The sequence below is a fragment of the Massilia sp. TS11 genome (genome assembly GCF_022012445.1).
GTDB lineage: Bacteria > Pseudomonadota > Gammaproteobacteria > Burkholderiales > Burkholderiaceae_D > Telluria.
Map to the genome: position 1 here is coordinate 53,719 of NZ_JAKLTS010000010.1, position 15,237 is coordinate 68,955.

11 protein-coding genes are annotated in these 15,237 nt (G+C 65.8%); 6 read left to right on the plus strand and 5 right to left on the minus strand.

Annotated features, from left to right (window positions below; all coding sequences use genetic code 11):
- Positions 1-72 precede the first annotated feature (72 nt).
- Positions 73-1,107, plus strand: a complete 1,035-nt coding sequence (locus LZ005_RS15750) for an MBL fold metallo-hydrolase (RefSeq protein WP_237809099.1) — start codon at positions 73-75, stop codon at positions 1,105-1,107.
- Positions 1,108-1,118: 11 nt separating this feature from the next.
- Here the strand turns inward: LZ005_RS15750 and LZ005_RS15755 are convergent, their stop codons facing one another.
- On the minus strand, positions 1,119-1,517 hold the full coding sequence (locus tag LZ005_RS15755; RefSeq protein WP_237809100.1) for a hypothetical protein: 399 nt from the start codon (positions 1,515-1,517) through the stop codon (positions 1,119-1,121).
- Positions 1,518-1,731: 214 nt separating this feature from the next.
- Here LZ005_RS15755 and LZ005_RS15760 point away from each other — a divergent pair, with 214 nt between their 5' ends.
- Both LZ005_RS15760 and LZ005_RS15765 read left to right on the plus strand, forming a co-directional pair.
- Positions 1,732-2,739, plus strand: coding sequence for a LacI family DNA-binding transcriptional regulator (locus tag LZ005_RS15760; RefSeq protein WP_237809101.1), 1,008 nt, complete (start codon positions 1,732-1,734; stop codon positions 2,737-2,739).
- Positions 2,740-2,745: 6 nt separating this feature from the next.
- A complete protein-coding gene (locus tag LZ005_RS15765) occupies positions 2,746-3,633 on the plus strand; it encodes an AEC family transporter (protein WP_237809102.1) in 888 nt (295 codons plus the stop codon).
- 69 nt (positions 3,634-3,702) lie between these two features.
- On the opposite strand, the gene icmF is transcribed toward LZ005_RS15765, so the two are convergent.
- The 3 genes from icmF to LZ005_RS15780 form a co-directional block, all read right to left on the minus strand.
- Entirely contained in the window at positions 3,703-6,993 is a 3,291-nt protein-coding gene (gene icmF, locus LZ005_RS15770; RefSeq protein ID WP_237809103.1) for a fused isobutyryl-CoA mutase/GTPase IcmF, read from the minus strand.
- A 99-nt stretch (positions 6,994-7,092) separates the two neighbouring features.
- Positions 7,093-10,617, minus strand: a complete 3,525-nt coding sequence (locus LZ005_RS15775; RefSeq protein WP_237809104.1) for an indolepyruvate ferredoxin oxidoreductase family protein — start codon at positions 10,615-10,617, stop codon at positions 7,093-7,095.
- A 179-nt stretch (positions 10,618-10,796) separates the two neighbouring features.
- On the minus strand, positions 10,797-11,741 hold the full coding sequence (locus LZ005_RS15780; protein WP_237809105.1) for a LysR substrate-binding domain-containing protein: 945 nt from the start codon (positions 11,739-11,741) through the stop codon (positions 10,797-10,799).
- 85 nt (positions 11,742-11,826) lie between these two features.
- Here LZ005_RS15780 and LZ005_RS15785 point away from each other — a divergent pair, with 85 nt between their 5' ends.
- The gene (locus tag LZ005_RS15785; RefSeq protein ID WP_237809107.1) at positions 11,827-13,056 is read left to right on the plus strand and encodes an HD-GYP domain-containing protein; all 1,230 of its coding nucleotides are present in this window, start codon (positions 11,827-11,829) and stop codon (positions 13,054-13,056) included.
- 2 nt (positions 13,057-13,058) lie between these two features.
- On the opposite strand, the gene LZ005_RS15790 is transcribed toward LZ005_RS15785, so the two are convergent.
- The gene (locus tag LZ005_RS15790; RefSeq protein ID WP_237809108.1) at positions 13,059-14,096 is read right to left on the minus strand and encodes a GGDEF domain-containing protein; all 1,038 of its coding nucleotides are present in this window, start codon (positions 14,094-14,096) and stop codon (positions 13,059-13,061) included.
- A gap of 343 nt (positions 14,097-14,439) precedes the next feature.
- Here LZ005_RS15790 and LZ005_RS15795 point away from each other — a divergent pair, with 343 nt between their 5' ends.
- The gene (locus LZ005_RS15795) at positions 14,440-14,616 is read left to right on the plus strand and encodes a Flp family type IVb pilin (RefSeq protein WP_237809110.1); all 177 of its coding nucleotides are present in this window, start codon (positions 14,440-14,442) and stop codon (positions 14,614-14,616) included.
- A 72-nt stretch (positions 14,617-14,688) separates the two neighbouring features.
- Entirely contained in the window at positions 14,689-15,210 is a 522-nt protein-coding gene (locus LZ005_RS15800; protein WP_237809112.1) for a prepilin peptidase, read from the plus strand.
- Positions 15,211-15,237 lie beyond the last annotated feature (27 nt).

The window sequence follows — 15,237 nt, forward strand, 5'->3', positions numbered from 1 at the left end:
CTACACCAGCCAGTTTACTTTCCTCAAAAAGGGAACTACACTGTGTAGTGTACTTTTAGAACGGAGACCCCCATGCCCTACACGACCCTGGCGCTGGACCGCAATCACGACAGCACCGAGCGCCACGCGCCGAACTACCACAATGGCAAGTTCTACAACACGCGGCCGATGCGGCGCATGGGCGTGCTCGAGTCGCTCGGCGTGATGTGGCGCTTCGCCTTCCACAAGCCGGCCAACACGGTGCCGCGCGGCCAGGTGCCGGTGCAGCGGCTGACGCGTGCCGACCTGATGGCGGCGCCCGACCAGACCCTGTTCCGGCTCGGCCATTCGACCATGCTGCTCAAGCTGCGCAATGGCTTCTGGCTGACCGATCCGGTGTTCTCCGAGCGCGCCTCGCCCGTGCAGTGGGCCGGCCCGGCACGCTTTCACGCGCCGCCGATCAGCATTGCCGAGCTGCCGCCGATCCAGGGGGTGATCCTCTCGCATAACCATTACGACCACCTCGACAAGGCGGCGATTCTGGCGCTGGCGGCGCGGACCGAGCATTTCCTGGCCCCGCTCGGCGTCGGCGACACCCTGATCCGCTGGGGCGTGGGCGCGGCCAAGGTCCAGCAGTTCGCGTGGTGGGAAGAAACCGTGGTGCGCGGCATCCGTTTCGTGGCCACGCCGGCGCGCCATTTCTCCGGGCGCGGCCTGGGCGACGCCAATGCCAGCCTGTGGTGTTCGTGGGTGATCGAGCAGCCCGGCCTGCGCCTGTTCTTCAGCGGTGACTCCGGCTATTTCGAGGGCTTTCGCGAGATCGGCGCGCGCTTCGGCGGCTTCGATCTGGCCATGGTCGAGACCGGCGCCTACAACCAGCAGTGGCCCGACGTCCACATGCAGCCCGAAGAAACCCTGCAGGCCCATCTCGATCTGGGCGGGCGCGTGCTGATGCCGATCCACAATGGCACCTTCGACCTCAGCATGCATGGCTGGACCGAGCCTTTCGAGCGCATCAGCACGCTGGCGGCGGCGGCCGGCGTGGCCCTGGCCACGCCCGCGATGGGCGAGCCGGTTGCACTGGCGGCCGCGGCCGGCGGACGCGCCTGGTGGCGTGAAGTCGATTAAGGCGTCGCGGCTCAGGCCGTGACGTTGATCAGGCGGCCCAGTGCCTGGCCCTGGGTGTTGACGCTGCTGGCCTCGGCGGCGGTCGGCACAGAGCCGGCCACGGCGGGCGGAACGGGTACGGTCGGGGTCGTGGCCACGGCCGGCGCGCTGGCGCTGCTGGCCGGTGCAGTCGGCGTCTGCGCCGAGATGGCGCGGTCGAGACTGGGCTGGGTGGCGCGCGCGGCCGACTGCTCGGCCCGGTTGCTCTGCTGCTGCAGGCTGTCGTACTGACGCTGGTCGCGCTCGAGCGCGCGCCGGCTGTCGGTCAGGCGCTGCGCATCCTCGCTGACCTGCGCCTGATCACGCTGGACCTGGCGCTCGGCCTGGACCAGCGCAGCGCGCAGACTGCTGAGGGAAGCCACAGAGGGCACGATGCTATCCTTTCAAGAAAAAAGCGGCAGGCTAGAGTTTCCCAGAATCGCTGCCTAGCTTTAGCGTAGGTCAAAATCGGACCTTGCGCTAGCTCAATTTGCTTGTTTTAGCGAAATGGTAGATGCTGTCAGGACGCTGCGAATGGCTAGCCGGCGGCCAGCGCACTCAAGTATAATGACCGGTTATCACCTTATGCTTACAGGTAATTCCGCCATGAATCTGAAGAGCCTTGCCCGTGATCTCGGGATCTCGAAAACGACGGTGAGCCGTGCCCTCAATGGTTATCCCGAAGTCAACGCCCTGACGCGCGAGCGCGTGCTGGCCGCGGCCAAGGCGGTCGGCTACGAAGCCAACCCGATGGCGCGCAGCTTGGCCGTCGGCCGTTCCAATACCCTCGGCCTGATTTTCCCGATCGGCGCCTGCGGCAGCGACGCCATGTTCCACGCGATCGTGGGCGGCATGGCGCGCGCGCTCGAGGCCGACCGCAAGACCCTGTTCATGCAACCGGTCTCGGCCGCGCAGGAGCTCGGCGCCTACGAACAGATGGTGCGCGGGCGCCGCGTCGATGGCCTGGTCGTGTGCCGTCCGCGCGTCGACGATGCGCGCATCGCCCTGCTGCAGGAAAAGAACTTCCCCTTCATCGCCTTCGGCCGTTCCGAAGCGCGGCCCGGCTATGCCTGGTTCGACTATGACGACGTGGCCGGCGTGCGCCTGGCCGCCGAGCATCTGCTTGGCCATGGGCACCGCCGCATCGCCATGCTCAGCGGCCCGGAGGAGCTGCACTGCGTGCGCCAGCGCCGCGCCGGCCTGCTCGAGGCCCTGGCCGCGGCCGGGCTGCAGGCCGACCCGCGCCATCTGCATGGCGGCCTGAGCGACCGCCGTGGCGGCTATCAGGCGACCCAGGCCCTGCTGGCCCTGTCCGAGCGGCCGAGCGCGATTATCGTGGATAATCACCTGGCGGGCGCCGGCTGTGTGCAGGCCCTGCACGACGCCGGCCTGGCGCTCGGCAAAGACATGTCGGTCGTGGTCTGGGGCCAGCTCGAAGACAGTCTGTGCCGGACGGAACTGACCACCGTGTCCGAACCGAAGGGCGAATGGGTGGGCGAGACTGTGATCTCGATGCTCAATGCGCGTGTGAAAGGCACGCCGGCCGAAGAACTGCAAACCCTGTGGCAGCCCGCGCTGATGGTGGGCGCCTCGACCGGACCCTGTCCCAGTTAAACGACGATGATTCTCCAGCTGCTGCTTCCCCTGTTTGTTCTGAGTGCCCTGGGCACGATCCTGGTGAAGAGCGGCTGGCTCAAGCCGAGCGCGCAGGCGGGGCTCGGCGAATTCACGGGCCGGGTGCTGATCCCGGCCCTGCTGTTTCAGGGCACCTACCAGAACGGCCTGCCGGGCGCCCAATCGTGGTCGCTGCTGCTGGCTTTTTATCTGCCGCTGGCGCTGGTGTTCGCGCTGTTCGCCTTCAGCGGCGCGCGCGACGCCGACCGCGCCAGCCGCGCGCTGGCGGCCAGCTACGGCAATGCCGCCTTTGTCGGCATCCCCGTCATCCAGCAGGTGCTCGGCCAGGATGCGCTGCACTTCGCCTTTCCGATCATCGCCTTTCACGGCCTGGTGGCCTTCACCCTGTACTACAGCCGCGCGCATGCGGGCGGGCGCCTGCGCGACGCCGTGCTGGCGGCCGTGCGCAATCCGATCGTCGTCAGTCTGATGGCCGGGCTGGCCTGCAATCTGACGGGCCTGAAGCTGCCGGCCGTCGTGATGCAGGGCGTGGCCACGCTGGCCCAGGCCACGATGCCATGCGCGCTGGTGGCACTGGGCGCGGCCCTGGCCGGCTTCCACCTCGGCCACGCGGCGGTGGCGCTGCGCATCACCGTGGCCAAGCTCGGCCTGCTACCGCTGCTGGTGTGGGCGCTGACCACCTATGTGGTGCCGCTGGCGCCCGAGGCGCGGCTGGTGCTGATCCTGATTGCGGCCTGCCCGGTCGGCATCAATGCCGGCGTGGTGGTCAGCGCCAACCGTGCCGACACGGCCGCCGTCAACGCCGCCACCTTGCTGTCTTCGCTTGGCGCCTGCCTCACCATCCCCGCCTGGCTTGCGCTGGCTATGCACTAAAGAAAAATCGGGGTCAGACCCCGATTTTCTTGGCAGGAAAATGGGGTCTGACCCCATTTTTTCTGTGGATTACATATTGCGGCGGTATTGGCCGCCGACTTCGAACAGGGCGTTGGTGATCTGGCCCAGCGAGCAGACGCGCACGGCGTCCATCAGCTTCTCGAACACGTTGATGTTGTCGATCGCCGCCTGCTGCAGCGCGGCCAGTGCGGCCGGCGCCTCGGCCGCATGGCGCGCATGGAAGTCGGCCAGGCGCGTCAGCTGCGACTGCTTTTCGTCCTCGGTCGAACGGGCCAGCTCGAGCTTCAGCGTCTCCTGGCTGCCCTTCGGATTGCGGAAGGTGTTCACGCCGATGATCGGCAGGCTGCCGTCGTGCTTGAGGTGCTCGTACAGCATCGACTCTTCCTGGATCTTGCCGCGCTGGTAGCCGGTCTCCATCGCACCGAGCACGCCGCCACGCTCGGCGATGCGCTCGAACTCCTGCAGCACGGCTTCTTCCACCAGATCGGTCAGCTCTTCGATGATGAAGGAACCCTGGTTCGGATTCTCGTTCTTGGCCAGACCCCACTCGCGGTTGATGATCAGCTGGATGGCCAGCGCGCGGCGCACCGATTCGTCGGTCGGCGTGGTGATCGCCTCGTCGTAGGCATTCGTGTGCAGCGAGTTGCAGTTGTCGTAGATGGCGATCAGGGCCTGCAGCGTGGTGCGGATGTCGTTGAAGTCGATCTCCTGCGCGTGCAGCGAACGGCCCGAGGTCTGGATGTGGTACTTGAGCTTCTGCGAACGCTCGTTGGCGCCGTACTTCTCGCGCATGGCCACGGCCCAGATGCGGCGCGCCACCCGGCCCAGCACCGTGTACTCGGGGTCCATCCCGTTGGAGAAGAAGAAGGACAGGTTGGGCGCGAAGTCGTCGATGTGCATGCCGCGCGCCAGATAGGCTTCCACGAAGGTGAAGCCGTTCGACAGCGTGAAGGCCAGCTGCGAAATCGGATTCGCGCCCGCTTCGGCGATGTGGTAGCCGGAGATCGACACCGAGTAGAAATTGCGCACCTGGTGGTGCACGAAGTACTCCTGGATGTCGCCCATGACCTTGAGCGAGAACTCGGTCGAGAAGATGCAGGTGTTCTGGCCCTGGTCCTCCTTGAGGATGTCGGCCTGCACGGTGCCGCGCACGTTCTGCAGCACCCAGGCGCGGATCTTGGCCGCTTCGTCATCGGTCGGCTGGCGTCCGTTCTCGGCCACGAATTTGTCCATCTGCTGGTCGATCGCGGTATTCATGAACATCGCCAGGATGGTCGGCGCCGGGCCGTTGATGGTCATCGACACCGAGGTGTTGGGCGCGCACAGATTGAAGCCCTGGTACAGCTCCTTCATGTCGTCCAGGGTGGCGATCGAGACGCCGGAGTTGCCGATCTTGCCGTAGATGTCGGGGCGCAGCGCGGGGTCGGCGCCGTACAGGGTCACCGAGTCGAAGGCGGTCGACAGGCGCTTGGCCTCGAGCCCTTCGGACACCAGCTTGAAGCGGCGGTTGGTGCGGAAGGCGTCGCCTTCGCCGGCGAACATGCGGGTCGGGTCTTCGCCCTCGCGCTTGAAGGCGAATACGCCGGCCGTGTAGGGGAAGGAGCCGGGCACGTTCTCCAGCATCAGCCAGCGCAGGATCTCGCCGTGGTCCTCGAAGCGCGGCAGGGCCACCTTGCGGATCTTGGTGCCCGACAGGGTCTGCTGCACCAGGCGCGTGCGGATCTCCTTATCGCGGATCTTGACCACGTAGTCGTCGCCCGAATAGGCGGCCTGCATGTCGGGCCACATGGCCAGCAGCTTGCGCGCGCCGGCGTCGAGGGCATGCTCCTTCTCGGCGATCAGGTCGTCGAAATTGGCGTCCTTGCCGGCGGCGGCCAGCATCTGCTTGGCGGCCGCCAGCTGCTGGCGCTCGCGCGCGATGCGCACCTGCTTGTGGGTGTGGCGGTGGTAGCCGCGCAGGGTATCGGCGATTTCGGCCAGATAGCGCGCACGCGCCGGCGGCACGATCACGTGCTTGCCGCTCGAATGGCGCACCCGCACTTCGGGCAGTTTGCCGGGGGCGATGTCGAGACCGAAGTCGCCCAGCTTGGGCAGCAGGCCCTGGTACAGGGCGGTCACGCCGTCGTCGTTGAAGCGCGAGGCCTGGGTGCCATAGACCGGCATGTCCTCGGGCTTTTGCGCCCACAGTTCGCGGTTGCGCTGGTACTGTTTGGCGACGTCGCGCAGCGCGTCCTGGGCGCCCTTGCGGTCGAACTTGTTAATCGCGATGAAGTCGGCGAAATCGAGCATGTCGATTTTTTCGAGCTGCGAAGCGGCGCCGAATTCGGGCGTCATCACATACATCGACACGTCGACCAGCGGCACGATGGCGGCGTCGCCCTGGCCGATGCCCGAGGTCTCGACCACCACCAGATCGAAGCCGGCCACCTTGCAGGCGGCGATCACGTCGGGCAGGGCCTGCGAGACTTCGGAACCGGCTTCGCGCGTGGCCAGCGAGCGCATGAAGATGCGCTGCTTGCCGTTCCACGGATTGATCGCGTTCATGCGGATGCGGTCGCCCAGCAGGGCGCCGCCCGATTTGCGGCGCGAGGGATCGATCGAGATGATGGCGATGTTCAGGCGGTCGTCCTGATCGAGGCGGAAGCGGCGGATCAGTTCATCGGTCAGCGAGGACTTGCCGGCGCCGCCGGTGCCGGTGATGCCGAGGGTCGGCACATTCAGGCTGGCGGCGCGCTCGAGCAGCTCCTTGCGCAGGGCCGGGTCGGCCTTGCCGTTTTCGAGGGCCGTGATCAGCTGCGCCAGCGGGCGGTGGCGCGCGCCGATCTCGCCCGTGGTCAGCGGCGCCAGCGTGCTCGGGGCGTAGACCGAGAGGTCGATGTCGCAGGCCTCGATCATCGACTGGATCATGCCGACCAGGCCCATACGCTGGCCGTCTTCGGGGCTGAAGATGCGCGCCACGCCGTAGGCATGCAGCTCCTTGATTTCGTCCGGGACGATCACGCCGCCGCCGCCGCCGAACACCTTGATGTGGGCGCCGCCGCGCTCGCGCAGCAGGTCGATCATGTATTTGAAGTATTCGACGTGGCCGCCCTGGTAGGACGAGACGGCGATGCCCTGGGCGTCTTCGGCCAGGGCGGCGGTGACGACCTCGTCGACCGAGCGGTTATGCCCGAGGTGGATGACTTCCACGCCGTTCGACTGCAGGATGCGGCGCATGATGTTGATCGAGGCGTCGTGGCCGTCGAACAGCGAGGCGGCGGTGACGAAGCGCACCTTGTTGGCCGGCTTGGGCGGCTCGGCGGCGGCATGCAGCTTGGCGGGGGAAGTCAGGTCGTTCATGGTGATCTCGGGCGTAGAGGATACGGGCAATTATATGCCGTTTACGTTAACGTCAAGTCAAGCGCGGGCGCGGACCCGAAGGCCCGCGCCCGCGGCGCCTCAGGCGGCGCGCTGGAGGCCGGCGGCGGCCAGCAGGCGGGCCTGCTCGGCGTGGTATTCGGCCACGGCCTTTTCCTTCACGTGGCCGAAGCCGCGGATCTTCTCGGGCAGGGCGGCCAGGGCGATCGCGTTCGGCAGGCTGGCGGCCGTCAGACCGTTCAGCAGGCGCGCGATCAGGGCTTCGTATTCGCCGATCAGGGCGCGCTCCATCTTGCGCTCGGCCGTGTAGCCGAACACGTCGAGGGCGCTGCCGCGCAGGCCCTTGAGCTTGGCCAGCAGCTTGAAGGCGCCCATCATCCAGGCGCCGTATTCGGCCTTCTGCAGGCGGCCGTTGGCGTCCTTCTTGGCGAACAGCGGCGGGGCCAGGTTGAACTTGAGCTTGACCTCGCCTTCGAACTGGGCCTGCAGCTGCTGGAGGAAGCGGCCGTCCGTGTACAGGCGCGCGACTTCGTATTCGTCCTTGTAGGCCATCAGCTTGTACAGGTTCTTGGCCACGGCCATGCTCAGCCTATTGCCCTGGCCCAGCGCCTGTTCGGCCGCGCGCACCTGGTCCACCAGGGCGCTGTAGCGGGCGGCGTAGGCGGCGTTCTGGTAGGCGGTCAGCTGCTCGACGCGCTGCTTGATCACGTTGTCCAGGCTTTGCGGCATCTGCACCACGATGGCCTGGGTCGGCAGGGCGATCTTCTCGACGCGCTTGAGGTCGACGGCGGCGCGGCGGCCCCACAGGAAGCTCTTCTTGTTCGACTCGATGGCCACGCCATTGAGTTCGATCGCGCGCAGGATGGCCGCTTCGCTCAGGGGGATGCGGCCCTTCTGCCAGGCGTAGCCGAGCATGAACAGATTGGCCGCGATCGAGTCGCCCATCAGGGCCGTGGCCAGCTTGGTGGCATCGAGGAAGTCGGCGGCGCCGCCGGCCGATTCCTGGATCAGGGCCTGGATGTCGGCGGCCGGGTAGGTCCAGTCGGGCTGCTGGGCGAAGGTGCCGGGCGGCTGTTCGTACAGGTTGACGATGGCCATCGTGCGGCCCGGGCGCATCTTCGAGATCGCGTCCTGGGCGCCGGTGGTCATCATGTCGCAGCCGAGCACCAGATCGGCCTCGCCGGTGGCGATGCGCGCGGCGCGCAGGTGGGCCGGGGTGCGCGCCACCTTCACGTGCGAGGTGACCGAGCCGTTCTTCTGGCTCATGCCGGTCATGTCGAGCACCGAGGCGCCCTTGCCTTCGAGGTGGGCGGCCATCCCGAGCAGGGCGCCGACCGTGATCACGCCGGTGCCGCCGATGCCGTTGATGAGGATGTTGTAGGGCTGTTCGCACTCGGGCAGGGCCGGCACCGGCAGGTCGCCGAAATCGTCGGTTTTGGCCACGCCGGTCTTGGATTTTTTCAGCGTGCCGCCTTCGACCGTGACGAAGGAGGGGCAGAAGCCCTTGACGCACGAGTAGTCCTTGTTACAGGCCGACTGGTCGATCATGCGCTTGCGTCCGAAATCGGTTTCCTTCGGCAGGATCGACACGCAGTTGGACTGGATGCCGCAGTCGCCGCAGCCCTCGCACACCTGTTCGTTGATGAACATGCGCTGGTTCGGGTCCGGGAATTCCTTCTTCTTGCGGCGGCGGCGCTTCTCGGCGGCGCAGGTCTGGTCGTAGATGATGACGGTGCAGCCGGGCAGTTCGCGCAGCTCGCGCTGGACCGCGTCCATCTCCTTGCGGTCGTGCAGGGAGACGATGGCCGGCAGGGCGCCGCGCTCGGTGTAGCGGCTCAGGTCCTCGGTCACCAGGGCAATGCGCTTGACGCCTTCGGCCGCCATCTGCTGGGCGATCAGGGGCACGCTGGTGGTGCCGTCCACGGGCTGGCCGCCGGTCATGGCGACGGCGTCGTTGTACAGGATCTTGTAGGTGATGTTGACCTTGGCCGCGATCGCCGCGCGGATCGCCAGATAGCCGGAGTGGAAGTAGGTGCCGTCGCCCAGATTCTGGAACACGTGCGGCACTTGCGAGAAGGCGGCCTGGCCGATCCAGGGTGCACCTTCGCCGCCCATGTGGGTGGTCAGCTTGTTCATGCCCGGGTAGATGGCGGTGGCCATCACGTGGCAGCCGATGCCGGCCAGGGCGAAGGAGCCGTCCGGCACCTTGGTCGAGGTATTGTGCGGGCAGCCGGAGCAGTAGAAGGCCGGGCGGAAGGGCGTGCTGATGGCTTTTTGCAGCACCGCGTCCTTGGCGTCGAGGAAGCTCAGGCGCGCCTTGATCTGGTCCTGGATGCTGGTGTCCGTGATGTAGCGGCGGATGCGCGAGGCGATCACGCGCGCCACCTGGGACACCGAGAAGTCGGCCTTGGAGGTCAGCAGCCATTCGCCGCGCGGGGCCACCCATTCGCCTTTTTCGTCGAACTTGCCGATCACGCGCGGGCGCACATCGTCGCGCCAGTTGTACAGCTGTTCCTTGAGCTGGTATTCGACGATCTGGCGTTTTTCTTCGACCACCAGAATTTCATCGAGGCCGCGCGCGAATTCGCGCACGCCGTCCGGTTCCAGCGGCCAGGGCATGGCCACCTTGAACACGCGCAGGCCGACCTTGGCGGCCATGGCTTCGTCGATGCCCAGTTCTTCCAGGGCCTCGAGCACGTCGAGATAGGACTTGCCGCTGGCGATGATGCCGAGCTTGGCGTCGTCGCTGTCGATGGTCGTGCGGTTGAGCTTGTTCTCGCGCGCATAGGCCAGGGCCGCGTAGATCTTGTAGTCCTGCATCAGGGCTTCCTGCTTGCGCGCCTGCAGGCCGAGCGGGTCGCTCGACAGGCGCGTGTTCAGGCCGCCTTCGGGCATCACGAAGTCCTTCGGAATCTTGACTTCGACGCGGAAGGGATTGGCGTCGACCGAGGCGCTCGACTCGACCGTGTCGGCCAGGGCCTTGAACGCCACGTCGCAGCCGGAGAAGCGGCTCATGGCCCAGCCGTGGATACCGAGGTCGAGGTATTCCTGCACATTGCACGGATACAGGACCGGAATCATGCAGGCCGAGAAGATGTGGTCGGACTGGTGCGGCAGGGTCGAGGAATAGGCGCCGTGGTCGTCGCCGGCCACCAGCAGCACGCCGCCATGCTCGGCGGTGCCGGCGTGGTTCATGTGCTTGAAGACGTCGCCGCAGCGGTCCACGCCCGGGCCCTTGCCGTACCACATGGCGAACACGCCATCGTATTTGGCCGGCCCGATCAGGCCGACGGTCTGGGTGCCCCACACGGCCGTGGCGGCCAGGTCTTCGTTGACGCCGGGGACGAACTGGATGTGGTGGGCGGCCAGATGGCCCTTGGCCTTCCACAGGTTCTCGTCGAGCCCGCCGAGCGGCGAACCGCGGTAGCCGGAGATGAAGCCGGCCGTGTTCAGCCCGGCGGCCTGGTCGCGCAGGCGCTGCATGATGGGCAGGCGCACCAGGGCCTGGATACCGGACAAGAAAATCTTGCCATCGGTGGCGGTGTACTTATCGTCGAGAGAAACCTCGCGCAGGGATGCGCTGGCGGTCGCCGTAGCGTCGGACATGGTGGGGCTCCAAATGGGTCATTCAGGTGCCTGCCGGTCGGGCGTTTGCCGCTGGGTAAGCGGAGCGCCGGATGGCCAGGCGGTCGCAGGATCGCGAGAGTGTATGCCTTTCCCGGCCGGGGCGGAAATACGGTTTGTCGATGGTGGCTATAAGATTTTCTTATAGCATGGCCGAAACATTAGCTGAGCAGATGGGCGCCCATCCACTGGCCGCTCTGGCACTGGCCGCGCGTGACCTGGGCCACGAGGCGGCTGACGGCCTGTCCGGCCTGGGTGAGCGGAATGCTCTTGGACGCACACAAGGTGACCGTGCGCGAAATGGCCGGCGAACAGATGGGGCGGGCGGCGAGGGCGCCACTGGCGACCTCGGCCTGCAGCGGGGCCAGCGGCAGGATGGTGCCGCCCATGTCGGCCAGCAGGGCCGATTTGAGAATGGCGATGGAATTGATTTCCAACACCTGTCCGAGCGCGAGCCCGGCCTGGGCCGCCACGGCCTCGATGCGCGGACGCACGCCCTGGCCCTGCACGGGCAGGATCAGCGGCTGGGCCAGCACCTCGGCCAGGGCCAGCGGGCGCGGCGTTTTGCTGCGCGACTTGCCCTGCACGCGCGCTGGGGCGCCAATGAACATCAGCTCTTCTTCGACCAGCGGCGTGGTGGCGAAGTTCCCGAGCTGGCCATCGTCAAACAGCACGGCCAGATTGACGCGGCCCGATTTCAGCTGGTCGATCAGATTGCCCGACAGCTCTTCCGACAATTGCAGGGTGATGTCCGGGTACTGGCTCTGCACGGCCTGCAGCAGCGGCAGGGCGAGGGCGCCCGAGATGCTGTGCGGCAGGCCCAGGGTCACATGGCCGGCCGGGCTGGCGGCGGTCTGCGTGACGGCCGAGGCGGCATCGGCGACCTGCTTGAGGATGGCCAGGGCATGCTCGTAGAACAATTTGCCGGCTTCGGTGCTGCTGACGCCCTGGGCCGTACGGTGCAGCAGCTGCGCGCCGAGTTCGTCTTCGAGTTGGCGCAGCTGCTGGGTCAGCGCCGGTTGCGCGATGTGCAGCACCTGGGCCGCGCGCGACAGCGAACCTTGATTAACGATAGCAACGAAATAACGAAGTTGGCGAAGTTCCATCAAATAGCTGTCTCAGGGGTGGGGCCAGGCGCTATACTCATTCTATCGCGCCAGTTGTGCGCGATATCAGAAATGCAGGTGCCGTATGCTCAAAAAGATTGACGCGTCCCAACTCAAGGTGGGCATGTACATCCATGACCTCAGTGTCGACTGGATGACCCACCCCTTCGTGCGCAACCGTTTCAAGATCAGTTCCGACGACGAGATCCGCAAGATCATCCAGGCCGGTATCCACGACGTGGTGATCGACAGCGACAAGGGCTTGGACGTGCAGGACGCGCCGACGCTGGCCGAGGCACGCGCCCAGACGGAAAAGGAGCTGACGGCCCTGGCCCAGGAGGCGCCGGCCGCGCCGCAGCGCGTGAGCCTGGGCGAGGAACTCAAGCGCGCCAGCGTGATCCGCCACCAGGCCTCGGGGCTGGTGCGCTCGGTCATGCAGGATGCGCGCCTGGGCAAGGCGATCGAGGTCGAGCAGGTCTCGCCGATGGTGCAGACGATTACCGAATCGATCCTGCGCAATCCGGGCGCCCTGCTGGGCATGCTGCGCATCAAAACCAAGGACGACTACACCTTCCTGCACTCGGTCAGCGTGTGCGCCCTGCTGGTGGCCTTCTGCCGCTCGCGCGGGATGGATGCGGACACGACCTATCAGGCCGGGCTCGGTGGTCTGCTGCACGACACCGGCAAGGCCCTGGTGCCGGACAAGGTGCTCAACAAGCCGGGCCCGCTGACGGACGAAGAATTCCTGCTGATTAAAAAGCACCCGAAGGACGGCTACGACATTCTGCTCAAGTCACCCGAGATCGGTCCGATTCCGCTCGACATTACCCTGCACCACCACGAGCGCCGCGACGGCTCCGGCTATCCGGACAAACAGGGCGAGGGCACGATTTCCGAATTGGCGCAGATGGCCGCGATTGTCGACGTCTACGATGCGATCACGGCCGATCGCTGCTATCACAAAGGCCTGCCCGCGGCCGAGGCCCTGCGCAAGATTTATGAGTGGAGCAAGTTCCACTTCAATCCGAAGTATGTGCAGGAATTTATGCGCTGCGTCGGGATCTATCCGGTCGGCACCATGGTGCTGCTGGAATCGGGCCGCCTCGGCGTGGTGGTCGAGCCGCACGAGACCAATCTGCTGGCGCCCAAGGTCAATGTCTTCTTCAACACCAAGAAGAATGTCTACATCAAGCCGGAGACGGTAGACCTGTCGCGCGCGCTCGGTTTCGGCGGCGGCGACAAGATCGTGCGCCACGAGTCGCCGGCCAAATGGAATGTCGACCCGATGCGCTTCATGGCCCTGGCCGAGGCCTGAGTTCAGAAGAATTCGGCGGTGTCGTTCGAGGCCGCCGACTGCAATTCGCCGGTCTGCACCAGGTCGTCGTAGTGGCAGGCCTGGTTGCGCCCGTGGCTCTTGGCGTAGTACAGGGCCTGGTCGGCGCGGCCGAGCGTGGCGACCGGCGATTCGTAGGCGCTGACGGTCACAAAGCCGACGCTCACCGTGACTTTGCCGACCTGGGGGAAGACGTGGGATTCGACGTTTTTGCGGAAGCGTTCGATGATCTTGCGCGCGTTTTCCAGGGAGGTGGAACGCAGCAGCACGACGAACTCCTCGCCGCCGAAACGGAACACGCGGTCCTGGGCGCGGAACGAGGAGGTCAGCAGATTGGCGATCAGGATCAGCACCTCGTCGCCATACAGATGGCCGAAGCGGTCATTCACGGCCTTGAAGTGGTCGACGTCGACCACGGCCAGCCAGTTCTTTTCCTGTTCGCTGTGGTGGCGCCGTTCGGGCGCGCCCGGCAGATTCAGTTCTTCGGCGCTGGTCTGCAGCATCTTTGACAACTGGTCGTCAAAGGTCTTGCGGTTGAGCAGGCCGGTCAGCGAATCGCGTTCGCTGTAGTCGAGCAGGTTCTGGAAATTGCGGTAGACGGCGACGATGCCGAGGATCATCTGCACGCGGTCGGGATCGCATTTCTCCGGCATATGGATCTCGAGCACGGTGTCGAGCTTGTCGCCGATCCAGATCGGCATCCACAGCAGCATGCTGCCGTCGGCTTCGACCAGTTCGGCGCAGGCCTCGCGGTTGGCGATGCAGTTGGCCAGAGCGGGGAAGTGTTCGAGCGGATCGCCGGGCAGGCCTGGCTCGGGGCCGTCCTCCATGCGCGGCGGCTGGCCGGGGATGGCGACGGCGCGCGCGCGCACGAACTTTCGTCCGCGCACCGCGCCAATGGTCAGCACGCGGGTGCGCCGCGCGCCCGACAATTCCTGGACGGCCGCCAGCACCGAGATGTCGAGCATCGAGTGATCGCGGTGGCCAGTCATGTCCACCATGTGTTTCAGGAGGGAATCCATTCCGCTATGCTGAGTGCCACCACCGACTGTCAATCATCGCCCGACCTTCTCGTTGTTCTGTACGCCAGGCAGTGTGCAGCCAAGCTAAACGCGGTTCCCGGAAAATAGCTTCGCAGCATAATGTTTTTTGAAAGTCTAGGCAATCCGGGAAAGCCGGAAAATCGCCATCGTTTGACCTCTTCACGTATCTCAAGTTTCCCATAGAAAAGCTTGATGCCGCTTGGAAATCTTGCGGACCGTCAACTTGCGGATTTTTCCGACTCCTAAGATGCCACTAATGGCGTGGGCCGCGGATCCCGGTTCCCGCCAGAGTCCTTCATCAACGCACTATGAGGAGGTCAAAATGAAATCGCTGATCCGTGCTGCGCACACCTTCGTCCAGGATGAGAACGGTGTGACCGCAATCGAGTATGGCCTGATCGCAGCCATGGTGGCTGCCGGTCTGTCTGTGGCGATCGTGCTCTTGACCGACGGGCTGACCGCGACCTTTACGAAGATCAAGGGTGTGCTGACGCAGTAATCGTCGTTGGCCGTCGCGCGCACCGGGCCCGGTGCGCGTGGCGGTTTTTTTTCGCCCCGCCCGGAGTGTGTGATGAATCCTCAATTCGCTCTCGAAGCCAGTGTGCTGCTGCTGGTCGTGCTCGCGGCTGCGCAAGATGTCCGAACACGGACGATTCCGAATCGCCTGCTGGCCGCCGGTCTGCTGCTGGCCCTGCTGCTGCACCTATTGTCGGCCTCGCCCGGCCCGGCCGTGGCCAATGCGGCCGCTGGCGCCGCCACGGGACTGGCCCTGTTCCTCCCTTTGTATCTTCTGCGCGGTATGGCCGCCGGCGATGTGAAGCTGCTGGCCACGGTCGGCGCCTTCGTCGGTCCTGGTGGCGTGTGCGCGATTGCCTTGGCCACTTGTTGTTTTGGCGGCTTCATGGCCCTGGCGGTGACGGCCGCGCGCGGCCAGTTGTCGCGCTTGATTGCGAATCTGCACCAGATGTGGCTGCGTCTGGCCGGCTTGGGCGCGCCGCCGCTGGCGCCCGCGGCCAGTGTCGGCGGCCTGCCCTATGGCCTGGCGATCGCCGCCGGCACGCTGTTTGAGATCGGGCTGCGGCACCTGTTCTGAGCTTGCTATTGCTCAAGAGCGGTAAGG